Below are 22,811 nucleotides of genomic sequence, written 5' to 3' on the forward strand. Positions count from 1 at the left end.
GATATGCTTCTGTCGCCGCTAAATAACACCCTTTTACGGGTTTAGTTATGCTGATAGATCGGGGCAGGCAGTGCGCCAGCCAGCTCCCGAATGGCATATAGCACGTCGGAGTCGAGCTGCGAGCTAAAGTGCTGCCGCCCCGCTAAGATGTTCACCCGCGACTGCAAGCGTTCCACCCAGAGCTTCTCATTCTCCTGATACTCCGAAGTATATGGGTCATCGTCGGAGAGCAGCACCACCAATTTATCCTGTGGGATGAGCCGGCGAGCAGCTTCGAAATCAATGGGCGCATACATCCAGTTCAGCACCTCCTGCCAAGGACTATCGACCGAAAACCAACCTGCCACGCATACTACGCCCCCAATTTGAGGCGGGGTGCTCGCATGCTGCTCCGAAGCTTGAGCTAGGTAGTGCAAGATGGCCAGGCAACTCACACTATGCCCGATCAGGAACACATCTTGGTTAAGCTTCTCGGCAGGCAATACTTCATTCAGGTAGCTCACAGCCCGCTCAATCACAGGAATATCCCATGAAGGCATATCGAGCAAATGAACTTGATAATCAAATTGGTCATCGGAGCTAGCTGCTTCTAGCTCCTGCTTCAGCCACGGATACCAATCGTCGGTAGGAGAACCGCCCCAGCGGGGCACCACATAGATTTGCTTGCTTGTAGACATCGTCGGGAAGTAAAACGGGTAGGATAATTACTAGTAAATTAAATTATTCTAATAAAATGATCCTATTGTTATCTAATTATTTTTTCATCAGCTTAGTTCTACCCCTTGTTAGCCGTGCCATCAGGCCAATCAACACAAGGTTAGAAGTTTGGCGAGAGCAGATACTTTGAATAGAAGTCGTCGATAATCTTCACAGCCGACGCGGCATCGTCTACAATCTGTACCAGGCTCATGTCTTCGGGCGAGATGTTATGCTCCTCGTGTAGCATTACATCCTCGATCCACTTGAACAAGCCGTTCCAATAAGCAGAGCCGACCAACACGATTGGGAAGCGGCCGATTTTTCGAGTTTGAATCAACGTAATGGCTTCAAACAGCTCATCTAGGGTGCCGAAGCCACCGGGCATACCGATAAAGCCTTGGGCATACTTCACAAACATCACCTTCCGCACGAAGAAGTAATCGAAGTTGATGATCTTATCAGGGTCGATGTAGATGTTGTTGAACTGCTCAAAGGGCAGTTCGATGTTGAGCCCCACGGAGCGGCCACCTTCGCTGCGTGCGCCTTTGTTGCCGGCTTCCATAATGCCGGGGCCACCACCCGTAATTACACCATAACCATGGCGCACGAGTTTGGCTGCAATTTCTTCTGCTATCTGGTAATAAGGGTTTTCTGCCTTGGTGCGCGCCGAGCCAAAGATGGAAACGCACGGTCCAATCTTGGTCATTTTCTCGAAGCCTTCCACGAACTCGGCCATCACCTTAAAGATCTGCCAAGAGTCGGCAATCTTGATTTCATTCCAGTCTTTGTCGACGAAAGCCTGGCGGATGCGGTGCTCGTCGTCGAGCTGCACGGTACGCTGACCGTGGGTTTGCTCGCGAATGTCACTGATCGTCGTGACTTTGTTGTCGTTTGCGTTCGGCTTTACGATGGTTCTGCCGCTACCCTCGTTCAGTGCTTCGTCCTGGTGTTTAGTCCGACTTGTTTTTTTAAGTTTTGCCATTAGTACTGTACTTTTTTGTCCGCCAAGTCGTCTTCTTCGCGCTTCATAGCCCGGACAACGTCCTTTTAAGAAAAGAATAATTGAAAAAACCCGACGGCAGCTGTGATAGAAACGCTTCTATCTTGGCGGCAAAAATCGGGGGCGTGCAAGATAGCACTTTGCCCTAATTGGGCAAGTTGTCGAGTAACTCTTCCTTTTACGGTTACTTCGAACGGATAGCAATAACCGGGTCAAGGTTGGAAGCTAGCACCGCCGGAATGATGCCGGCCAGCACCCCAATTACCACCGACACCGTGAGCCCCAGGGCAATGTTGCCCGCTGTGAGCGACATAGGCAGGGCTTCCTGAGGGATAAGCGTGATGAGAAACACTAGCAGAATGCCCGTAGCGCCCCCTATCAGGCACAGGAAAACAGCTTCGAACAAGAACTGAAACAGAATGAAGTAGTTCTTCGCCCCTAGCGACTTTTGAATCCCGATGATATTGGTGCGTTCCTTCACCGACACAAACATGATGTTGGCAATTCCGAAGCCCCCCACCAACATGGCAAAGCTGCCAATAACGGCGCCTGCTATTCCAATTACGGAAAACAATGAGCTAATAGCGTCCGCCATCATCTCCGGCCGGTTCAGCGCAAAGTTGTCTTCCTGACGTGGCTTGAGGCCACGGATAGTGCGCAAGCGGCCCTGCATCTCGTACTCTAGGTCGAGTAGGCCGGGGTCATCGTCGCGCCCTTTCACCGCAATGGTAGGTGTCACGCCGGTCATGCTGCTGCCCGTGTTTAGGGCAAACATCTTGGTGAACATGCCAAACGGAATGAGGCAGTTGGCATCATTGCCGGAGTTGCCCAGGAAGTTCTTACCCTCTTTTTCAAGCACGCCGATGACCACGAACTTACGGCCGCGCGTCTTGAACTCTTGCCCTATAGGTGAGCCATTGGGAAAGACATTGGCCGCAATATCAGCGCCGATAAGCGCCACGTTGCGCGCGGCTTCTACTTCTTGGTTGGTAAAGTAGCGTCCTTCGGCAATCGAGACATTGGAAACCTTCCGAAAGTCATAGCTCACGCCTTGTAAGGCGCAGCCTGCCATGCTATTGCTGCCTGCCTTGAACGTGTTGCCGCCCACTGCCGCGAAGATGGCAATGCCGTTGTTATTGCTGCTAAGCGTGCGCTGTAGCGACTGAAATTCCCGTACGGTCGGCACTGGCCGGTTGAAGTATTTCCACCAGGGGAAATCCTTCTCAAACTTCCACGGCCACTTAGCCACATAAATCACCTTCTCGCCCAGAAAATCCATGCTCTGGCGAATATTCGTCTCTAGCGAGTCAACTACGGTAAAGACAGCAATGATGGCGAAAATCCCAACCGTAACGCCAAGCAGCGACAGCACTGTGCGGAGCAAATTGGATCTGAGAGCTTGCCAGGCGAAGCGGAAACTCTCTAAAGTCAGGCGCAGGGCTAGCATAGAGTAACTGAGTAGCTAAATAACTGAGTGGTTAACGAGAGGGGGTGTTGGAAGAGTTTTCAGCAAAACTCAGTCAGTCACTCAGCAACTCAGCCACTCTTTCGTGCGGAAAATTAATGATTTATCCGAGGATAGTCCGTACTTTCGTGCCCTCAAATTTTTGTTAGCTTCCCCTTCTATTGCCTTCTCCTGCCCATGAAACTATCCGAGTTCAAGTTTGATCTGCCAGAAAGCTTATTAGCGCAACATCCGGCCAAAAATCGTGACGAATCACGTCTCATGGTGTTGCACCGCGATAGTGGCAAGATCGAGCATCGCATCTTCAAGGATATCATTGAGTATTTCAACGACGGGGACGCGCTGGTACTCAATGATACGAAGGTTTTTCCGGCTCGCCTCTATGGCAATAAAGAAAAAACCGGGGCTAAAATCGAAGTGTTTCTGCTTCGTGAGCTGAATACCGAAATTCACCTCTGGGACGTACTCGTGGACCCAGCCCGCAAAATCCGGGTGGGCAACAAGCTTTACTTCGGCGAGAGCGATATGGTAGCCGAGGTAATCGACAATACCACTTCCCGGGGCCGTACCATCAAGTTCTTGTTTGATGGCACTGATGAAGAGTTCTACAAGGCGCTTCACGACCTAGGTGAGACCCCACTACCGAAAGAAGTTATTCCGCGCGAAACGGAAGCCTCCGATAAAGAGCGTTACCAAACCATCTACGCCAAGCACACTGGTGCTGTAGCTGCGCCATCTGCAGGTTTGCACTTCACTCGCGAGGTAATGAAGCGCCTGGAAATTAAGGGTGTAGATATTGCCGCTGTAACATTGCACGTGGGCCTAGGTACCTTCCGCCCAGTTGACGTGGAAGATCTCACGAAGCACAAGATGGATTCGGAGAACTTCATCGTGCCGACTGAGGCTGCTACTATTGTGAACAAGGCACTGGATGCCAAAAAGCGGGTGTGTGCCGTTGGTACGACGACCATGCGTGCGCTGGAGTCGTCAGTATCGGCCAACAGCCGCTTGAAGCCTAATAATGGCTGGACGGACAAGTTCATCTTCCCACCTCACGAATTCAAGATTGCGAACACGCTGCTAACCAACTTCCACACGCCGGAAAGCACGCTGATGATGATGACGGCTGCCTTTGCTGGCTACGAGTTCCTCGTTGAAGCCTACAAGCTAGCTATCAAGGAGAAGTACAAGTTCTTCAGCTACGGCGACGCAATGCTCATTCTATAGCGTGACCCAATAGCTAAGTGACTGAGTGCTGTTCAACAACAACATTCTACGCTCAGCAAACCTAAAGCCCTGCTGCCTTTTGGTAGTAGGGCTTTTATTTTTACCTTCTTTACTACCTAGCTCGCTCATGCCTAACTCCTCTCATAACTCAGCCACCCAGGAGGCACTCAGCCAGTCCACTTCGCCGCGCTTTGCCATTATTGTAGCTGGGGGCACGGGCACGCGCATGGGCGCCGACCGGCCCAAGCAATTTTTGGAGCTATCAGGCGAGCCTGTGTTGTTGCATACGCTACGCCGTTTTGCCGACCCCGCGGTGAGCGTGCAACTATGCATGGTGGTGTTGCCGGCCGATCAGTTTGAGACGTGGCAGCAGCTCTGCGAGGAGTTTGCTATTACCATCCCACATACGGTGGTAGCAGGCGGCGAATCGCGGTGGGCCTCGGTGCGCAACGGCCTAGCTTCTCTGATTGATCAGCAGGAAGGTATTGTAGCTGTGCATGATGGCGTACGACCTTTGGTTTCGGCGGAGGTAATTAACACAACCTACGTGGCAGCGGCCGAGCATGGTGCCGCTATTGCGGCCGTGCCCGTGAAAGATTCGGTACGTGGGCTAGCTCAACAAGGCTCTTATGCCTTGGATCGTTCGCGCTTGCGTTTGGTGCAGACGCCCCAGTGCTTTGAGTTGAACCTATTGCGCCGCGCCTACCAGCTACCCGAGCTGCCCACCTTTACCGACGACGCCAGCGTGGTCGAGGATTTACACCCCATTCGCATGGTTGCTGGCGACTATCGCAACCTGAAGATTACGACGCCCGAGGATCTAATTATTGCCGAGGCGCTATTGCGCTCCTTCTAGCGCAATAGCGTATAAGTCACTAGCTCACTTGAGCTTCAAGAGCAAAAAGGCTTCGGCATTATGTCGAAGCCTTTTTGCTTTAAAACAACTTCTGCTTACGGCTAGCAAAGGAAGTAGTGGGTATTTAGCTAAAGGCTTGGGTATGGATGAGGCCTCAGTAGAGGGGTAGTAACCTTACCAGCTAGTAAACCTGTATTGCAATAGACTGGCAAAATTCTAGGGAAGCACGAAATTATTTTCAGTGCCATGCGCTGCCGCTTTGAACTAGTAGCTCAGCCGGCCGTATAGCACAACATTACCTACTCTCCCTCCCAAGCTCCTCACTACCATGTTTTTTACCCGCGTTATTTCAACCGCTAGTATGGTTCTCGCCGTTGTAGCCTGCTCGCCAGATGCCAACCAGCGTGACCCCGTGGCAGACGCCAAGTTCCAGAACGAAAAACGTATTGGCGAGCAAGACATCACCAAGAAGCAGGAGCACGACGCGGAGTTCATGGTAAACAGCGCAGGACAAGGTATGCTGGAGCTTGAACTAAGCAAGCTCGCTCAGCAGAAAGCGACTACCCCGGCAGTCAAAACGTTTGCCGCACAACTTGTCCAGCAGCATGCTGATATGAGCAACAGCTTGAAGTCAGTGGCCGATAAGAAGAGTATCGTGCTGCCTACCGGCCTTGGCGCTGACCAACAGGAGCAGGTAAAAAAGCTTAGCAACCTAGGTGGTACTGCATTTGATAAGCAGTACATGGAGACCATTGTGGATGCCCACAAAGATGACGTCGACAGCTTCGACGACATGAGCGACGACGCTTATGATGGCGACATCCGAGGCTTTGCCGCTAAATATTTACCCGTTCTGAAAGAACATCTTACGTCTGCGCAACAGGTGCAGGACCAAGTAAAAGACCTTAAATAACTCGCACTCTTTATTTCACTTTCCAACCCATGAAACTCCGCATTCTTTCCCTCTTCACCTTCGCTGCTTTAGCGCTAGGTAGCTGCAACAGCGCCGAAAAACGCACCGATGGCACGGCTGGTGAGGCCGTTACTGACATGGACTCAGCTGCTGCCGATGGCGGTGTGAAAGCTGATGCTGTTGTGATTGACAACGATGCCGGCCCCACCGTTACAGCCGATGGCGACTCTGCCGCCGCTGCAGGTAGCACGACCGGTAAATAACCTACAACTCACGCCCTCCTATCTTCCCCTCAACCCATGAAAACTCCCCTTTCTTGTACCGGCCTGCTAGTAGCGGTTCTTCTACTAGGTAGCTGCTCTTCTCGTCAAGACGCTGTTGAAACTGCTCAGAAAGAAAACGAGGCGAAGAACGAAGCTCAGCCCACTGAAGGCGAGCAGGACAAAAAAGACTTCGACGCCGAGTTTACGACAAAGGCGGCCAGCGGTGGCATGTTGGAAGTAGAGCTAGGTAAAGTAGTAGCTGCCAAAGGTTCTACGCCCGAAGCGCGGAAGTTTGGCCAACAGATGGTAGATGACCACACCAAGGCCAACGACGAACTGAAAGCTATTGCCGCCAAGCACAACATTACGTTGCCGACGGGCCTAGGGGAAGACCACCAGAAAGTGTACAAGGACGTGACGGAGAAAAAGGGCGTCGACATGGACAAGGAGTACCTCAAAGAAATGGTCAAAGACCACGAGGAAGATGTGAAGGAGTTTACGGAAGCTTCCGTGAAAGCTAGCGCTGCTGACCTCAAGGAATTTGCAACGAAGACCACGCCCACCCTACAACACCACCTAGAAATGGCGCAGCAAATGAGTGCTGCCCTCGACGCTAAGAAATAAGCAAAGCGTCAGACTTTGCGAAGAAGCTAGCTTTTTCGTTTTCTCAACCCTTACCTCAACCACAACCAAACGGCTATGAAACGTATTACTTTGAGCTTGCTATGTGCAAGCCTACTCGCAACGGGAGCTTGCAGCACCGCTAGCGATGGTGAAAAAACCAACAACAAAACGGATTCGGAAGTAGCAGGCGGCAACGCTGGTGACAACACTATGAACGCTGCGACCAAAGGCGACTCTGTTTCGTCGTCGGCAGTTACCGATTCGGCAGGTTCGGCAGCTACTGCTAGCACAGGCCCAGGTACCCTCAATGGCTCTACCCTCGATGACAAGCAGTTTATGGTGAAAGCCGACCAAGGCGGACATAACGAGATTGGCTTGAGCAAGCTAGCTTTGGAGAAAGGCGTAACTGGCAATGCTAAAACGTATGCCGACAAAATGATTGCCGACCATACCAAAGCAGGTAATGAGCTGAAGCCTATTGCGCAGAAGAAAGGCGTAACACTAACCGGCGACATGGATCCCGACCACAAAACCATGCGCGACCGAATGAGCAAGATGTCGGGCAAAGAATTTGAGCAAGCCTACATGGGCCAAATGGCGAAAGACCACGAGGAGACAGTAGCCTTGCTGCAAAGCGAAATCGACAACGGCCAAGATCCTGACGCAAAAGCGTGGGCCCAGAAGACATTGCCTGTTGTGAAGCAGCACACCGACATGGCCCACAAGAATAACGGCATGAGAATGTAACCTAGCTTTTGCCAGCAAAAAAGCCGTTGCAGAGTTTCTGCAACGGCTTTTTGTTTATGCCCCTAGCTTTCTGTTCCTTAGCCTGCATACTCACTTTCCTGCGCGGGCGCACTATGGACGAAATTGAAAAGGCTCAGCACCACCGCGACGCGTTCCAGACCGAGCGTCTGATCTTGTTCACCGATGCTGTCTTTGCCATTGCTATCACGCTGCTAGTCATCGAGATTAAGGTACCAGAACTTGAGCACCCTACCGAACAAGAAGCTCTGATGGGGCTGGCGCATTTGATACCTAGGTTTATTGGCTTTCTGATCAGCTTTGTCATTATCGCTATTTACTGGACGGCACATCATCGCATTTTCCGCTTCGTCAGGCGGCTCGACAATCAGCTGATTTGGCTGAACATGTGGTTCTTGTTCACCATCATTATCATGCCCTTCACGACGGCTTACCAAAGCGAATATCCTATGTTGCGCACGCCTTGGATCTGGTACAGCCTCAACGTTATGGGCACAGGGCTGATGCAAACCTGGCTTCAGCTTTACCTGCGCAACCCTGCCAAGCACGTCGTTGCCGCCCCCGAGTACGAGCACCCCGACCTAGACATAGCCCGGCCCCTGACTTCTCCCCTAGTGTTTTTGGTTAGCATCGGGCTAGCGTTTGTGTTACCACCGTGGATGCTACGCATGGTACCTGGTATGCTTTTCCCCTTGCTTGCCTTCTCACTCCGCAGCCGCTTCCTGCGTTTGAAAGCAGCCTACCAAGAGAAGGCTGGCGTAAATGCACTAACCTAGGTTGATTTGCCTAAAAAGCAAAGAATCCCCGACTGCTTAGTAGCTATCGGGGGTTCTTTGTATATAGCTAGGAAAGCTAAGCCACTTTTTCTTCGGCGTACTTGCTGGTTTTTAGCTCTTCTGCCAAGAAGCGGCTCGTGTAGCCTTTGCCAGATTTTGCTACTTGCTCGGGTGTTCCCTGCGCTACAATGGTGCCGCCCCCTCCGCCACCTTCCGGACCGATATCGATGATGTGGTCCGCGACTTTGATCAGATCAAGGTTGTGCTCGATGACGAGCACTGTATTGCCCTTGTCCACCAGCTTTTGCAGCACGTCGGCCAGGTGGTTGATGTCCTCAAAATGCAGCCCAGTTGTGGGTTCGTCGAGGATGTAGAACGTCTTACCAGTGTCCTTCTTGCTGAGTTCAGTAGCTAGCTTCACGCGCTGCGCTTCTCCGCCCGAGAGCGTGGTAGCCTGTTGACCTAGGGTCAAGTAACCTAGGCCTACTTCATTCAGCACCTGAATCTTGCGCAAAATCCGTGGTTGATTCTCGAAGTACTCCACGGCTTTCTCCACCGTCATGTCGAGCACGTCGGTGATGCTCTTGCCTTTGAAACGCACTTCTAGCGTTTCGCGGTTGTAGCGGCGGCCTTTGCAGGTTTCACACGGCACGTGTACGTCGGGCAAGAAGTTCATCTCAATGGTGCGCATGCCAGCCCCTTCGCAGGTTTCGCAACGGCCGCCCTTCACATTGAAAGAGAAGCGGCCCGGTCCGTAGCCGCGAATTTTGGCTTCGGGCAGCGAGGCGAACAAGCTGCGAATCTCGGTGAACACGCCCGTGTAGGTGGCCGGGTTAGAGCGGGGTGTGCGCCCAATTGGCGATTGATCTACCTCGATTACTTTATCAACGAGGTCTAGCCCTTCGATGCTGCCGTATGGTAGTGGGTCGCGCTTAGCATTGAAAAAGTATTGATTTAGAATCGGATAGAGCGTGTCGTGGATGAGCGACGATTTACCCGAACCCGACACCCCGGTGACAGCAATGAGCTTGCCGAGCGGAAACTTTGCTGTAACGTTCTTCAGATTGTGGCCTTTCGCGCCCTTCAGCACGAGCTCCTTGCCTTCTCCTTTGCGCTTCTGTCGCCGTAGCTCAATGTGCTTCTGCCCGCTTAAGTACTGCGATGTCAGGCTGCCCGATTCAAAGATATCCGTCGGTGATCCTTCGGCCACGATGCTGCCGCCGTGGATACCCGCACCCGGACCAATATCGAGCACATAGTCGGCGTTCATGATCATATCCTTGTCGTGCTCCACGACAATCACCGAGTTGCCGATGTCGCGCAGGTGCTGCAACGCCTTGATCAAGCGCTCGTTGTCACGCTGATGCAAGCCAATACTAGGTTCGTCCATGATGTAGAGCACTCCCACGAGTTGGGTACCGATCTGCGTAGCGAGGCGAATGCGCTGACTTTCGCCGCCGCTCAGTGTGCGCACGGAACGGTGCAGGTCAAGGTACTCCAGCCCTACTTCGAGCAGGAAGCCAATACGCTTACGAATTTCCTTCAGCAGCTCTTTACTAATGATATTCTGGCGGTCGGTAAGGCGGCTTTCTAGGCCTTCAAACCACGTCGCCAACTCTTTAATATCCATCACCGACAGCTCACCAATGTGCTTGCTGTCAATTTTGAAGTGCAACGACTCTTTCTTGAGTCGGTAGCCGTGGCACTCGGGGCATTCCTTCGACTGCGTATACTGCTGAATCCACTCCCGAATGTTATCCGAATCGGAATCCATCTGACGACGCAGGAAGGGGATGATACCTTCAAACGGCTCCGAGTAGTTCGCTTTTTTGGGGTCTGCGTCTTCATCCTCCGGAATGCCATGAAGCAAACGCTGAATCAGTTCATCAGGTAGCTTTTCGAGCGGCGTACTCAGGCTGAGCTTCTGCTTTTTGAGGATAACCTGCAACTGCTGAAAGATCCAGATGTCGCGGTACTCACCCAACGGGGCAATACCGCCGCGGCTGATGCTCAGCTTCTTATCCGGCATCACGGAGTCCTCCGTAATTTCCTGCACGTCACCTAGGCCGTTGCACACGGGGCAAGCGCCGTAAGGCGAGTTGAAGCTGAAGGTGTTCGGCGCGGGGTCGTCGTAAGCAATGCCGGTGGTCGGGTCCATGAGGAAGCGCGAGAAAAACTGCGTCTTCTTCGAGTCGGGGTCAAGCACCAGCATCGTGCCTTTGCCGTGAGTTAGGGCGTTCTGGACCGATCCTGACAAGCGGTGCCGATCCTCGTCCTTCACCACAATTCGGTCAATTACGATTTCGATGTCGTGGATCTTGTAGCGGTCCACCTGCATCTTAGGAGCTAGGTCGAGCAGTTCGCCATCTACGCGCACTTTCGTGAAACCTAGCTTAGCAATCTGCTGAAACAGCTCGCGGTAATGACCTTTGCGGCCCTTCACCACGGGCGCCAACACCACCAGCTTGCGGTCAGCGAAGTGCTTAAGGATGTAGTTGATGATCTGGTCGTCGCTCTGCCGGATCATCTTGGCTCCCGTGGCGTAGCTAAACGCCTCCGCCGTGCGGGCATAGAGCAAACGCAGGAAGTCGTAGATCTCGGTGATCGTACCAACGGTCGACCTAGGGTTGCGCGAAGTCGTCTTCTGCTCGATGCTGATGACCGGCGATAATCCTTCGATTTTGTCCACATCAGGCCGTTCTAGCCCACCCATAAACGAGCGGGCGTAGGCCGAAAACGTCTCCATATAGCGACGCTGCCCTTCCGCGTAGATCGTGTCAAACGCTAACGACGACTTACCCGAACCTGAGATGCCGGTAAACACGACCAACTTGCCGCGGGGAATCTGAACGGATACGTTTTTCAGGTTGTGCTCGCGCGCGCCATACACCTCAATGTAGGGCGAGTCGGCAACGGAGTTATGTTGAGATTGAGCTGGATAACTGGTTGTCGCCGCCGCTGTTAGCTCGACTTCGGCAGTAGTAGCCTGCGACAATGGGGAAACAAGGTCGGCCGTGGCAGCCGGAATGGTTTTCTTAGCCATGCAAAGCGTTAGAATAAGTCCGCAAAGGTACGTAAAAGTGCGCCCTTTAGCTATGCGAATACGCTATTTGCCAAGGACTTTGGCAAGACTATAGTTCCAGAGAGGGCATTGGCCGGCGAAGCAGTTAAGTCAATTTATTATCTTCGGCCGCCCTACCTTAACCCTTCTATCGTTTCTTATGGTTTTTAGTAGTACTCTGTTCCTTTTCTATTTCTTTCCTAGCTTCTTACTACTCTATTATCTAGCCCCCAAACGTTTCAAAAACGCGGTGGCTCTAACAGCTAGCCTACTTTTCTACGCCTGGGGCGGCCTGAATTTTCTCGCGCTGTTTCTGGCTTCCGTCGTGGTTAATTTCGTGTTGATCCGCTACATGGACCGCGCTACGAACTGGCAGAAGCGCATTTATCTGATTATGAGCATTGTCATCAACGTAGCAATGCTCTTCTATTTTAAGTACGCCAACTTCTTCGTCGAAAACGCCAGCGCTATGCGTGGCTACCTCGGCGGACCGCCACTTACCTGGGAAAAAGTGGTACTCCCGATTGGCATCTCGTTTTTCACCTTCGAAAAGCTGACCTACACCATTGATGTGTACCGGGGCGTGAACAAGCCGCTGAAGAGTTTCTGGGACTTCATGCTTTACATCATGCTCTTTCCCAAGATGATTGCCGGGCCTATCGTTCGTTTTCACGAAATAGCCGATCAGCTAACCGACCGCACCGCCTTTGATACCATTGATCATAAGCTCGCGGGATTGTTTCGGTTCGTTATTGGACTCTCTAAAAAGGTACTCATCGCCAACGTGCTAGGCCAAGAAGCTGATAAGATCTTCACCTTGGCACCAACAGATCTTTCTATGTCTTTGGCTTGGCTGGGGGCGGTATCCTATACTTTCCAGATCTACTTCGACTTTTCAGGCTACTCAGATATGGCTATCGGCATTGGCCGTATGATCGGTTTTCAGTTTCCTGAGAACTTCAATAACCCTTATATCTCACGCAGCATCACGGAGTTTTGGCAGCGTTGGCATATCACCCTAGGCCGTTGGATGCGCGATTACCTCTACATTCCTTTGGGGGGCAACCGCGTGAAGCCGGCCCGCCTGTACGTCAACCTCTGGACGGTATTTATCCTGTCTGGCTTCTGGCACGGCGCGGCTTGGAACTTCATTGCCTGGGGTGCCTTTCACGGTCTGTTCTTGGTACTGGACCGGCTATTCTTGTTGCGCATTTATAAGAAGATCGGGGTTTTAAGCATCCTCCCTACTTTCGCCATCACCGTAGTAGGCTGGGTCTTATTCCGGGCCGAGAGCCTGAGCGCAGCGTTAGCCTACATGAAGCAGATGTTTGCGGGCAGCTGGAGTGAGCTTCCCTACTTCACCATCGAGTTTTGGGCTACGCTAGCCTTGGCCACAGTCTTCTCTTTTATGGCAGCGCTGCCCCGCATAGAACGCTGGGAAATCGGCACTTTAACGGCCGAGCGTTTTGCCTTGTCCCGCACCTTGGCCCAAGGGTTCGTTACAGCTATTCTGCTTATCCTGAGTGTGAGCTACGTTATCGGTAGCACTTTCAACCCGTTTATCTACTTCCGTTTCTAAGCTCTGTCATGGTTATAAAGCGCGCTTTATTTCTACTGCTGCTAATCTTGCTTATCATGCCAGCCTTACAAGCCAAGTTTCACTGGCTTGAGGAGGCGCCGCTGGCGGGTGCTTACACCATGGCACCTCATCCGGAGCTAACCCCAAATGCTCTGGTAGCTGGCGAGTATCAGCCTCAATTAGAGAAATACTTGGAAGACCGGGTCGGCTTCCGTACTTGGCTTATTCGCATGCGCGATCAGCTCTCGCTGTCGCTGTTAGGAGTAGCGCGCTCCACCGATCTACTGGTGGGCCGCGATAATGTTCTGTTCCAGCCTCTTCCCGTCAATGCCTACCTAGGCAAGAATTTTTTGGGAGAAGAAGAGATACGCTACCGCGTGCGGCGCATGCGCATTGTGCAGCAAGAGCTCACGAAGCGCGGCATTCCGTTCTTGTTTGTGATGGCTCCCAACAAGGCCCGATACCAGCCCGAAGACCTACCGGCGTATTTGCGGCACGTGAAGCGCGGCCCTACCAACTATGACATATTCATCCGGGAGATGCAGGCCAATAAAATCAACTTGCTGGATTTAAGTCGGCTGTTTGCGCTTTGGAAAGACACCACCCGCTATCCGTTATTTCCGAGAGGAGGCACTCACTGGAGCGGGTACGGCGTGGCGCTGGTAGCAGATACCCTGTTTGCGCGCGTCGAACAGGTCGGCGGATTCGACCTTGTCAACTTTCGGCGGGAGGGCCCTGTGAAAGTCACTAGTGACTCGGTGCAAGGTACCGACAACGACCTGAGCGGCCCCATGAACCTAATGTTCCCTTACCAGCACTATAAGATGGCGTACCCACGCGTAATCTTCGATTCGTTGCAAGCGGGGCAGCAACGTCCTAACCTGCTTATCTCAGGCGACAGTTTCGTGTGGGGTTTCATGCACTTCGATCCATACTTACAGACCCTTTTCACCCCTGAGTCTCGCTTTTGGGGCGTTGATGAAACTGTTTTCATTTACGACACGCATTTTACCCGCACCGGTGAAGATTTAAACCAAGGTGATTTTCGCCAGCAAATCGAGCCACGGCAGTTTATTATGATGCTTGTAACCGAGCATAATCTCATTTACGGTAGATTCATCGACCGCCTTTACGAACTGTACCACCCCCTCACGGAAGCTGACAACAGTAAGATCAAGGTTATTGAGCAACAGCTAATGAGTCAGCCGGGCTATAGCGATAGTCTTTGGGCGCGAGCAAACCGGGAGAATCGGGGCTTTGAGGAGGTGCTTCAAGGTGAAGCACGTACGATATACGATCATACCGAACGCTAGCTTTATCCTCAGCTCGTTGGCTTCGTTCTTGTCAGGATTTGATTTCTTTCACTTTTCTTTCCTGTACAAATGAAATCCCTCTTCAAGATAGGTGTCGCTTTCGGTATAAGTCTGGCAAGCTGGGCTACTGTCACACCTGCCCACGCACAACAAGTTAATCTTAACATCAATACGCCGTCGTGGGGGCCCGCGGCGCCAACAGGCTCGCAGTACTACTACATTCCGGAAGTGGGTGGCTACTACGATCTGCGCGACCAGAATTATATTGTGGAGCGCCAAGGCAAATGGCAGCATCTTCGCACGATTAGCGGCTACTCGCCCAGCAGCTTCCATCCCGTTGTGATTGACTACCGTGGCACCCAGCCTTGGGTGCAAATCACCCGCCATCGGGAGCTGTACCCTGTAAGCCTACCTCCTGGCCAAGTAAAACGCTTGGAGAACGGCAAAGGCTTACCGCCCGGACAGGCGAAGAAGCTGTACGGCGGCGGTCATGGCCCCGGAAACGGTAAAGGCCACGGCAAGCACTAAGCAAAAGGGCGGACACCACAGGTGTCCGCCCTTTTGCTTAGTGCTTATTTAGCTCGCGCTAGCTGTTGCCAATCTACTGGCTCTTTAAGGGCGGCCGCAGCAGGCATCTGCTTCTTAGCGAACAGTGCCTCAATAAAGATCATGTCAGCATCACGGTTCATGCCTGCAGCGGCTACAACACGGTCGCCTTGCGTGTACAGCGCCAGAAAGTCTTGCTTGCTCACGTCGCCGTGGTACATGATGGTATCGTAGTGTTCGGCATGGCCCGCATAGCGTAGGCTTTTGCCGTACTGCTGCGTCCAGAAGAACGGCGTGGTGTTGTATAGTTCTTGCCGACCTAGCATGTTCAGGGCGGCCACACGGCCATGCTGCTGCGCCAGACGCCAGTGTTCAATGCGCGTCGATTTTCCCGTAGCGGCCAACGGAAAATGTGCAATGTCGCCGGCGGCATAAATGTTGGGAGCGGCTTGCAAGTATTCATCTACGCGCAGGCCGCCGTCTTTTTCTAGTTCAAAGGCTAATTGCAGAAAATAGGTAGCGGGCCGCACACCGACCCCCAGCACCACCAGATCGGCAGGAAACAGTTGCCCGGTTTTCAGCCGCACGCCAGTCACGTGGTTCTTCTCCCCGACCAATTCCGCTACTTCCGCTTCGGCCGCGAAGGCAACACCCTTCTCTTGGTGTAGCTGCCGAAACATGGCGCCTATTTCTGGACCTAGCACTTTCAAGAACGGCTCCTTTTCGTGCGCAACCACTGTTACGTGGCGCTCTGCATTAATCAAGCTGCTCGCCACTTCCATCCCGATGAAGCTAGCGCCGATAATGACGACCTGACGAGCACTCCCGGCCATTCGCAGAATTTTGTTTGCGTCAGTTTGTGCGCGCAGGATTAGCACGCCCGACAGTTCGTGGCCAGGTAAAGTGGGCAATGAATTTGGCGTGGAGCCGGGCGCCAACAGCAGCTTATCGAAAGCTAGGTTGGGGCGACCCGCTAGTTGCAACTCCTGCTTTTTGCGGTCGAGGCCGATAACGCTGGTATTGGTGAGCAGCTCGATGCGGTGCCGCTCGTAGAAAGCAGGTTGGCGCAGAGGTAGGTTTTCGGGCTTTGCTTTGCCGGCTAGGTAGGCTTTGCTCAGCTTAGTACGGTCATAGGGCTCAAACTCGTCTGCCGTTACCACTATCAAACGCCCCGCGAAACCTTCCGTGCGCAGGGTTTGAGCCGCATATTGCCCGGCTGCTCCTCCTCCCACTATCACAAACGTGCGCTCATCGACGTGCCTAGCTTCTGCTTCCTCAGGAAGCGCACCGCCTACTTCGGCCGTAGGCGTGGCATTCGCATCGTCTATGGAAGCCAGCGGGTTATCGGGTATCGTTACCCAGATCCGCCCATTCTCCTCACGCAGTTCGAAGGTTGGAAGGTTATCCAAGGCCGGTGGCTCGCAAAGGTGCCCATCGGCGACTCGGAAGCAGGCGTGATGCCATGGGCATATGAGTCGCCCATCTACAATCTTTCCTTTCTCGAGCGGAGCTCCGTAGTGTGGGCAGTGCGCCGCAAAAGCTAGGTATTGGCCTTCATGGCGCACCAAGAGAACAGGAGAGCCGTCGTTAGGCGTTGGGAAAGTGCGGAGTTCACCTTCTTGCAAGGCATCAACAGGGGCTAGGTTTAGATCAGTGGGCATGGGGCGGGAAGAAAGCTCGTCACTTACCTACACAACGCACAGAGCCTCGACCAGGTTGGGTTGACTTACGTAGTAAATCATACTGATCTTCCCACCTCTATTCACCTTACTCCTAGCTTATGTCCGATTACACGCCGATCAGCTGTTCCTTCTACGATGAGCTGGAAGCGCTGGCTACCAAGCACCAGCATTGCACTTTGGTTTACCGCACCGAGCGCGACACGCCGCCTATCACTTATCAAGGCGTTATCGCCGACCTCTTCATCAAAGAAAAAGTAGAGTACTTGCGCCTCTCAGATGGCTTCGAGCTACGACTTGACGCGCTGCTAGCCGTCGACAACAAAGAACTCAGAAATTATTGCTAGCTACTGCTTGCTGCTCAATCTGGGCTGTCCACCCAGCCATACAACAGGTGCTGCTTAACTACTGAGGCCTGGTTCAACCTACTGTTGAACCAGGCCTCAGTGTTTATCAATTGGCAAAGCGCTTAAAACTCGGCGTTCTTTGGGAAGCGTGGGAAAGGAATCACATCCCGGATGTTGGCCATGCCCGTCACGAACAACACCAAACGCTCGAAACCTAGGCCAAAGCCAGCGTGCGGCGCTGAGCCAAAGCGGCGCAGATCCAGGTACCACCATAGTTCCTCTTCGGGTACGTTCATCTGCTGCATGCGGGTACGCAGCTTCTCCAGATCCTCCTCGCGCTGCGAGCCCCCAATGATTTCGCCGATGCCCGGGAACAGCACGTCCATGGCGCGCACCGTGCGGTCGTCGTCGTTCAACTTCATGTAGAAGGCTTTGATATCCTTGGGATAATCGGTCAGGATAACGGGCTTCTTGAAATGCTTCTCCACGAGGTAGCGTTCATGCTCGCTCTGCAAGTCGGTGCCCCAGTCAACGGGGAACTCAAACTTCTGCTTGGCGGTCTTCAAAATCTCAACAGCCTCCGTGTAGGTCAGGCGCTGGAAGTCATTGTCGACCACAAACTGTAAGCGGCTGAGCAGTTCTTTGTCGTACTGCTCATTGAGGAACTTCAGATCGTCGAGGCACTTCTCTAGGGCATAGCGCACGAGGTACTTCAGGAAATCCTCGGCTAGCTCCATGTTGTCTTGGAGGTCGTTGAACGCTACTTCCGGCTCAATCATCCAGAACTCGGCTAGGTGCCGGGCGGTGTTGGAGTTCTCAGCGCGGAACGTGGGGCCAAATGTGTAGATTTTACCTAGGGCAAGCGCCGCAATTTCGCCTTCTAACTGCCCCGAAACCGTAAGATTTGTCTGCTTACCAAAAAAATCTTCGCCATAATCGACGGCGCCGCTCGCCGTGCGCGGCGGATGGTCGTCAGGCAGCGTAGTTACGCGAAACATTTGCCCCGCGCCCTCCGCATCGGAGCCTGTGATGATGGGCGTGTGGATATAATAAAACCCATGATCATTGAAGTACTGATGGACGGCAAACGCCAACGCATGGCGCAAACGTAGCACCGCGCCGAAGGTGTTTGTGCGAGGACGTAAGTGAGCAATTTCGCGCAAAAATTCGAGCGAGTGGCCCTTCTTTTGCAACGGATATTGTTCGGGATCTGCTTTGCCAAGAACTTCTATTTCAGTGGCTTGCACTTCCACCGTTTGTCCCTTACCTTGTGAAGCAACTAGCTGACCGCGTACTGAAACGCAAGCTCCCGTAGCGACGTCTTTTAGCGTCTCTTCGGGGAATTTCTCCGCATCGGCTACGACCTGAAGATTGTGGATTGTGGAGCCGTCGTTGACGGCGACAAACTGGACGTATTTATTACCCCGGCGAGTACGAACCCACCCTTTCACCACCACTTCACGCTCTAGCTCCTGACTCTGGAGCAGCGCTTGTACGCTTGACCTTCTGACGGACATTGTACTAATCTTTAATGATTAACTTATAGAAAGCAAAGGTAGGAGTTTTAAAAAGCCACGGAACATAGAAATTACGCTACATTTTGACCAACTTTTTTATCCCAACTGAAGTACAGGAAAAGCTATCTTTGAGCTACTGCCGTTTCATTCTGGCGAGATTATAGGCGTTTTTTAGTTATGCAAAGACTTGACATGAAGCAGCTTCTCTCGCAGAAGCTGTCTCCGCAACAGATACAATTTATTAAGCTGCTCCAGATTCCGACGGCAGAATTAGAGACGCGTATCAAGGAAGAATTAGAGCTGAACCCGGCGCTGGAAGAAGGCGACGAGAACGATGACTTGGAAGAGCAAGACCGGGATGATTCGGACGACGCCGAGGACTATGATGACCCCGATTCAGAGTTTGATAACGACGATAATACGCTCGACGAAGACTTCGATGACCGGGGAGAGGAACAGCCCGAAGTAGATCTGTCGAAAGACGATGACCGGACGGAAACAAAAGATACCGACGACCTCGACCTAGGTGATTATATCAACGACGACGAAATAGCCGGCTATAAGATGCAGGGCGACGGCCCCGGCGACTCGGACGATGACCGCGAGATGCCGCTGGCAGATACGGGAGGCTCTCTCATCGACAGCCTCATGGATCAGCTGAGCTTCGCGGGCCTTGATGACAAGCAGACGGCCATTGGTCGACAGCTCATCGGCTCCATCGACAATGATGGCTACATCCGCCGTGACCTATCAGCTATTGCCAACGACCTAGCTTTCTCCCAGAACATTGAAGCAGCGCCAGGCGAAATTGAAGGCGTGTTGCACGTCGTGCAGAGCTTCGACCCGCCCGGTATTGGAGCCCGCGACTTGCGCGAGTGTCTGTTGTTGCAACTAGAGCGTCGTCCGCAAGATGAAGTAACGGAAGCCGCCGAGCGCATCTTGCTGGAGTGCTACGACGAGTTTACTAAGAAGCATTACCCGCGCATTCAGCAAAAGCTAGACCTAGAAGACGATGAGCTGAAGGAAGCTATTGCGTTGATCCTGAAGCTTAACCCTAAGCCCGGCGGAACGGGACCCGTGGGGATGGGCAAGGTGCAGTACGTTATTCCTGACTTCATTCTGAGCAACGACAACGGCGTGCTCAACCTCACGCTGAACTCGCGCAATGCGCCTGATCTGCGGGTAGCTCCGGCTTACACCGAGATGTTTCAGGCCTACGACAAGGCGTCGAAGAAGGACAAAAAGATGAAAGAGGCCGTCACGTTTGTGAAGCAAAAGCTCGACGCGGCCCGCTGGTTTATCGATGCCATCCGGCAACGGCAGCAGACGCTCCTTCGCACTATGGACGCCATCGTGCGCTACCAACGCGACTTCTTCCTCGAAGGCGACGAAAGCCGGCTTCGCCCGATGATTTTGAAGGACATTGCCCAGGAAATTAATATGGACATCTCGACTGTCAGTCGGGTAGCCAATAGCAAATCGGTGCAGACGGAGTTCGGGATCTATCCTTTGAAGTACTTCTTCTCCGAAGGTATTGCTACCGATTCGGGCGAAGATGCTTCCTCACGTGAGGTGAAACACATTCTGAAGGAAATCATCGATGGCGAGAGCAAAGGGCGCCCTCTCTCCGACGACAAGTTGGAAAAGATGCTGAATGCCCGCGGCTATAATATCGCCCGCCGTACCGTTGCAAAATACCGAGAGCAGTTGAATATTCCGGTGGCCCGCCTCCGACGCGAGCTGTAACGGGCAAGACGTTGCTTACTCAAGTAGAAGCTAGCTTTTATTCTCTCCACGCCACAAGCCAGAGAATAAGAGCTAGCTTTTTTGTTGCTGGGCTTGAAGACGACAAGGACGTTTTCTGCTTGCCGTAAATAATTTGCTATTACAGCATAATAAGCCTAGTTCTGGTAGATGAATATAGGATTTAAGTCATTAAATTTGTAAAGATTCATTGCCTATTTGTATCATTCACATCGCTGCCGCGAATCACGCTACGCCTAGGGTCCTATCTTTACCAGCCTCTTACTTCCTGCTTCTCCTGTGTCTCGTCCGTTAGCGACAGCCTTATCAGCGGCTTTTCATCCGCTGCTGGTCCCCTCGTACCTTTTTTACATCATTTGCTATCAGTTACCAGGGGTGATTTTGCGGCCACTCATGCCCGATCGTTGGGTAGTCTTAGCCGTTGCTTTCGTATTTACTTTTCTATTGCCTTCGCTGCTGACGGCTACCTTGCACTGGTTAGGCCGAGTAGAATCCATTACGCTGCCTGACCGCCGGCACCGGCCGCTCCCTTTTCTGCTGACCGCCATCTGCTTCGCGGCAGCGACGCTCATGTTTCAACATGAACGTGACGCCTTCGACCCGCTGCTGATGCACATGATGGCGGGCATGACCGTAGCCGTGCTGCTCACTTTTCTCATTTCATTGCGGTGGAAGATTAGTGCTCATACCGTTGGAGTGGGCGGGGCAGTAGGCTTTCTTTCTGTGTTGCAAATGAGTGCTTTGTCAGGTGAGTCGGGCGTTTGGTGGCTAGTAAGCATGATCTTGCTGACGGGCGCCGTCATGAGCGCACGCCTCGCTTTAAACGCCCATACTTCCGCGCAGGTGTGGGCCGGCCTGACCCTAGGTGTGGGCGTTGTGCTTGGCTTTGGCCTGGGCCTAACGCTTGGCTGATTACGCCATACTAGCGAGTTCCTGCTGCACGAGTGTTTGCACGGCCGGCTGGTCGTAATCCGCTTCGTTCTGAATGTGCGGCATCAAGCGTTGCATTACTTGTTCCTGGCGTTGCCCGTTGGCCCAAGCATCTGCGTACGGTGTGCTCGAGAACGTAACCTGCGTGTACAGCGGCACCCATTGATCAGGATATTGGGCCGAAATCTTGCTCTCTATTTTCTTGCGCAGCAAAAAGCGCGGATCGGCTACCCGGTCGCGCATCTCTTCAAAGTTGTACACGGCTAGGTCGGCCATTGCATCGGCATTGGGCTTGCGCAGCCGTTGAAATTCCGCAAAGATTGTCTGCCAGTCGCTACCGTACTGATCGAGCAAGTCGTCGAGTACCGAGCAATCTTCGAAGCCAGCGTTCATGCCTTGGCCGTAGAAGGGAACAATCGCGTGGGAAGCATCGCCGAGCAGCAGCACCTCATCGGCTACCGACCACGGATAGCAGCGGATGGTCACCAAAGAACTCGTTGGGTTCTGAAAAAAGTCTTTTTCCAACTCTGGCATCAACGGCAAAGCATCAGGGAAGACCTCCGCGAAGAACGCCCGAACCTCTGTTCCAGTTTGCAAGGTGGCAAAAGACTTTGCGCCTTCGTAGGGGAAAAATAGTGTGCAGTTAAACGAGCCATCCAGGTTAGGCAATGCAATCATCATGTACTGGCCCCTAGGCCAGATGTGCAGCGCATTTTTTTCCAGGAGCCACGTTCCATCGGCACCAGCCTCGATGGTTAGTTCCTTGTAGCCGTAGTCGAGATACTGCTGTGAGTAGTCGAACCGCTCCGTTTTCTGCATGGCGCTGCGCACGGCAGAATAAGCTCCGTCAACACCAAATAGATGACGAAAAGGACGGGTTTCTTCCTGACCGGTCAGGGTATCGCGCAACACGACGTTTCGGTTGTGCAGATCGACCAATTGGCACTTTTGGTTGAAGTGTAAGCTGATGCGCGATTCTGCTTCGGTCAGGTCCAATAAAGCGCGGTTCAAGCCGTCGCGCGACACCGAGTAAATGGCTTGATTATCCTTCCCGTAAGGCTGGTAGGTAAGACGGCCTTGCTGGTCATGCATCACCCGTTGGTACATGGGGATAGCTACGGGTCGAATCTGTTCACTGATACCGACACCTTCTAATGCCCGCCATCCCCGATCAGACAAAGCTAGGTTGATGGAGCGCCCCTCCGTGGTTTTGCTGATCCGCCGCGGGTCGGAGCGCCGATCATAGATGTCTACGGGGTAGCCGCGACGTGCCAAATACAGAGCAGCCAACGTCCCTACCAAGCCGCCTCCCATGACAGTAAGGGGTTCAGGTTGGGAAGAAGGTACAGAATCGGGAAACGCGGAAAGAGTGGACATAAGAAAGCTGAATCAGGACGGAAAGCAGAAAAAGGACTCAAAAAAGCTTATACGACGAATAGATGCACTTTATTAAACTGGTGAAAAGCCAAGTTGATCGGGGAAGGCAC

20 protein-coding genes are annotated in these 22,811 nt (G+C 52.8%); 13 read left to right on the forward strand and 7 right to left on the reverse strand.

Annotated elements, in window-relative coordinates:
* Positions 1–41: 41 nt before the first annotated feature.
* The 3 genes from SD425_RS24725 to SD425_RS24735 form a co-directional block, all read right to left on the reverse strand.
* Positions 42–677, reverse strand: coding sequence for an RBBP9/YdeN family alpha/beta hydrolase (locus SD425_RS24725; protein ID WP_324673370.1), 636 nt, complete (start codon positions 675–677; stop codon positions 42–44).
* 140 nt (positions 678–817) lie between these two features.
* Positions 818–1,681 (reverse strand): TIGR00730 family Rossman fold protein, encoded by an 864-nt coding sequence (locus SD425_RS24730; protein WP_324673372.1) that lies wholly within the window; start codon positions 1,679–1,681, stop codon positions 818–820.
* A 202-nt stretch (positions 1,682–1,883) separates the two neighbouring features.
* Positions 1,884–3,146 (reverse strand): ABC transporter permease, encoded by a 1,263-nt coding sequence (locus SD425_RS24735; RefSeq protein WP_324673374.1) that lies wholly within the window; start codon positions 3,144–3,146, stop codon positions 1,884–1,886.
* A 195-nt stretch (positions 3,147–3,341) separates the two neighbouring features.
* Between SD425_RS24735 and queA the strand changes: the two genes are divergently transcribed.
* From queA to SD425_RS24770, 7 genes are all read left to right on the forward strand, one after another.
* The gene (gene queA, locus SD425_RS24740) at positions 3,342–4,391 is read left to right on the forward strand and encodes a tRNA preQ1(34) S-adenosylmethionine ribosyltransferase-isomerase QueA (protein ID WP_324673375.1); all 1,050 of its coding nucleotides are present in this window, start codon (positions 3,342–3,344) and stop codon (positions 4,389–4,391) included.
* A 127-nt stretch (positions 4,392–4,518) separates the two neighbouring features.
* Positions 4,519–5,247, forward strand: a complete 729-nt coding sequence (locus tag SD425_RS24745) for a 2-C-methyl-D-erythritol 4-phosphate cytidylyltransferase (protein WP_324673376.1) — start codon at positions 4,519–4,521, stop codon at positions 5,245–5,247.
* A gap of 361 nt (positions 5,248–5,608) precedes the next feature.
* Positions 5,609–6,160 (forward strand): DUF4142 domain-containing protein, encoded by a 552-nt coding sequence (locus SD425_RS24750; RefSeq protein WP_324673378.1) that lies wholly within the window; start codon positions 5,609–5,611, stop codon positions 6,158–6,160.
* Between the two features lie 29 nt (positions 6,161–6,189).
* Positions 6,190–6,423 carry a hypothetical protein gene (locus SD425_RS24755; RefSeq protein WP_324673379.1) on the forward strand — a complete coding sequence of 78 codons (234 nt, stop codon included), beginning with the start codon at positions 6,190–6,192 and terminating at the stop codon, positions 6,421–6,423.
* Positions 6,424–6,459: 36 nt separating this feature from the next.
* Positions 6,460–7,047 (forward strand): DUF4142 domain-containing protein, encoded by a 588-nt coding sequence (locus tag SD425_RS24760; RefSeq protein WP_324673380.1) that lies wholly within the window; start codon positions 6,460–6,462, stop codon positions 7,045–7,047.
* A 75-nt stretch (positions 7,048–7,122) separates the two neighbouring features.
* Positions 7,123–7,794, forward strand: coding sequence for a DUF4142 domain-containing protein (locus SD425_RS24765; RefSeq protein ID WP_324673382.1), 672 nt, complete (start codon positions 7,123–7,125; stop codon positions 7,792–7,794).
* Positions 7,795–7,907: 113 nt separating this feature from the next.
* On the forward strand, positions 7,908–8,588 hold the full coding sequence (locus SD425_RS24770) for a TMEM175 family protein (RefSeq protein ID WP_324673383.1): 681 nt from the start codon (positions 7,908–7,910) through the stop codon (positions 8,586–8,588).
* 76 nt (positions 8,589–8,664) lie between these two features.
* Here the strand turns inward: SD425_RS24770 and uvrA are convergent, their stop codons facing one another.
* Entirely contained in the window at positions 8,665–11,631 is a 2,967-nt protein-coding gene (uvrA, locus tag SD425_RS24775; RefSeq protein WP_324673384.1) for an excinuclease ABC subunit UvrA, read from the reverse strand.
* A gap of 268 nt (positions 11,632–11,899) precedes the next feature.
* Here uvrA and SD425_RS24780 point away from each other — a divergent pair, with 268 nt between their 5' ends.
* The 3 genes from SD425_RS24780 to SD425_RS24790 all read left to right on the forward strand — a co-directional run bounded on the left by SD425_RS24780 (position 11,900) and on the right by SD425_RS24790 (position 15,069).
* Positions 11,900–13,228, forward strand: coding sequence for an MBOAT family O-acyltransferase (locus tag SD425_RS24780; protein WP_324673385.1), 1,329 nt, complete (start codon positions 11,900–11,902; stop codon positions 13,226–13,228).
* A gap of 56 nt (positions 13,229–13,284) precedes the next feature.
* Positions 13,285–14,541 carry an alginate O-acetyltransferase AlgX-related protein gene (locus SD425_RS24785; protein ID WP_324673386.1) on the forward strand — a complete coding sequence of 419 codons (1,257 nt, stop codon included), beginning with the start codon at positions 13,285–13,287 and terminating at the stop codon, positions 14,539–14,541.
* Between the two features lie 69 nt (positions 14,542–14,610).
* Positions 14,611–15,069, forward strand: coding sequence for a hypothetical protein (locus SD425_RS24790; RefSeq protein ID WP_324673387.1), 459 nt, complete (start codon positions 14,611–14,613; stop codon positions 15,067–15,069).
* A gap of 44 nt (positions 15,070–15,113) precedes the next feature.
* Here the strand turns inward: SD425_RS24790 and SD425_RS24795 are convergent, their stop codons facing one another.
* The gene (locus SD425_RS24795) at positions 15,114–16,748 is read right to left on the reverse strand and encodes an FAD-dependent oxidoreductase (protein WP_324673388.1); all 1,635 of its coding nucleotides are present in this window, start codon (positions 16,746–16,748) and stop codon (positions 15,114–15,116) included.
* Between the two features lie 119 nt (positions 16,749–16,867).
* On the opposite strand from SD425_RS24795, the gene SD425_RS24800 reads away from it, so the two are divergent.
* Complete coding sequence (locus tag SD425_RS24800; RefSeq protein WP_324673389.1) at positions 16,868–17,113, forward strand: hypothetical protein; 246 nt, start codon at positions 16,868–16,870, stop codon at positions 17,111–17,113.
* Positions 17,114–17,235: 122 nt separating this feature from the next.
* Here the strand turns inward: SD425_RS24800 and asnS are convergent, their stop codons facing one another.
* The gene (gene asnS, locus SD425_RS24805; protein WP_324673390.1) at positions 17,236–18,630 is read right to left on the reverse strand and encodes an asparagine--tRNA ligase; all 1,395 of its coding nucleotides are present in this window, start codon (positions 18,628–18,630) and stop codon (positions 17,236–17,238) included.
* A 177-nt stretch (positions 18,631–18,807) separates the two neighbouring features.
* Here asnS and rpoN point away from each other — a divergent pair, with 177 nt between their 5' ends.
* Positions 18,808–20,376, forward strand: a complete 1,569-nt coding sequence (gene rpoN / locus SD425_RS24810) for an RNA polymerase factor sigma-54 (RefSeq protein ID WP_324673391.1) — start codon at positions 18,808–18,810, stop codon at positions 20,374–20,376.
* Positions 20,377–20,673: 297 nt separating this feature from the next.
* Entirely contained in the window at positions 20,674–21,306 is a 633-nt protein-coding gene (locus SD425_RS24815; RefSeq protein ID WP_324673392.1) for a hypothetical protein, read from the forward strand.
* Here the strand turns inward: SD425_RS24815 and SD425_RS24820 are convergent, their stop codons facing one another.
* Complete coding sequence (locus SD425_RS24820; RefSeq protein WP_324673393.1) at positions 21,307–22,701, reverse strand: NAD(P)/FAD-dependent oxidoreductase; 1,395 nt, start codon at positions 22,699–22,701, stop codon at positions 21,307–21,309.
* Between the last annotated feature and the right edge of the window lie 110 nt (positions 22,702–22,811).

This window comes from Hymenobacter sp. GOD-10R (genome assembly GCF_035609205.1).
In the GTDB taxonomy this organism is placed as follows: domain Bacteria; phylum Bacteroidota; class Bacteroidia; order Cytophagales; family Hymenobacteraceae; genus Hymenobacter.

Coding starts and splice junctions, on each gene's coding strand:
- SD425_RS24725 (WP_324673370.1), bottom strand. CDS start 677: ATGTCTACAAGCAAGCAAATCTATGTGGTGCCCCGCTGGGGCGGTTCT.
- SD425_RS24730 (WP_324673372.1), bottom strand. CDS start 1,681: ATGGCAAAACTTAAAAAAACAAGTCGGACTAAACACCAGGACGAAGCA.
- SD425_RS24735 (WP_324673374.1), bottom strand. CDS start 3,146: ATGCTAGCCCTGCGCCTGACTTTAGAGAGTTTCCGCTTCGCCTGGCAA.
- queA (WP_324673375.1), top strand. CDS start 3,342: ATGAAACTATCCGAGTTCAAGTTTGATCTGCCAGAAAGCTTATTAGCG.
- SD425_RS24745 (WP_324673376.1), top strand. CDS start 4,519: ATGCCTAACTCCTCTCATAACTCAGCCACCCAGGAGGCACTCAGCCAG.
- SD425_RS24750 (WP_324673378.1), top strand. CDS start 5,609: ATGGTTCTCGCCGTTGTAGCCTGCTCGCCAGATGCCAACCAGCGTGAC.
- SD425_RS24755 (WP_324673379.1), top strand. CDS start 6,190: ATGAAACTCCGCATTCTTTCCCTCTTCACCTTCGCTGCTTTAGCGCTA.
- SD425_RS24760 (WP_324673380.1), top strand. CDS start 6,460: ATGAAAACTCCCCTTTCTTGTACCGGCCTGCTAGTAGCGGTTCTTCTA.
- SD425_RS24765 (WP_324673382.1), top strand. CDS start 7,123: ATGAAACGTATTACTTTGAGCTTGCTATGTGCAAGCCTACTCGCAACG.
- SD425_RS24770 (WP_324673383.1), top strand. CDS start 7,908: ATGGACGAAATTGAAAAGGCTCAGCACCACCGCGACGCGTTCCAGACC.
- uvrA (WP_324673384.1), bottom strand. CDS start 11,631: ATGGCTAAGAAAACCATTCCGGCTGCCACGGCCGACCTTGTTTCCCCA.
- SD425_RS24785 (WP_324673386.1), top strand. CDS start 13,285: ATGCCAGCCTTACAAGCCAAGTTTCACTGGCTTGAGGAGGCGCCGCTG.
- SD425_RS24790 (WP_324673387.1), top strand. CDS start 14,611: ATGAAATCCCTCTTCAAGATAGGTGTCGCTTTCGGTATAAGTCTGGCA.
- SD425_RS24795 (WP_324673388.1), bottom strand. CDS start 16,748: ATGCCCACTGATCTAAACCTAGCCCCTGTTGATGCCTTGCAAGAAGGT.
- SD425_RS24800 (WP_324673389.1), top strand. CDS start 16,868: ATGTCCGATTACACGCCGATCAGCTGTTCCTTCTACGATGAGCTGGAA.
- asnS (WP_324673390.1), bottom strand. CDS start 18,630: ATGTCCGTCAGAAGGTCAAGCGTACAAGCGCTGCTCCAGAGTCAGGAG.
- rpoN (WP_324673391.1), top strand. CDS start 18,808: ATGCAAAGACTTGACATGAAGCAGCTTCTCTCGCAGAAGCTGTCTCCG.
- SD425_RS24820 (WP_324673393.1), bottom strand. CDS start 22,701: ATGTCCACTCTTTCCGCGTTTCCCGATTCTGTACCTTCTTCCCAACCT.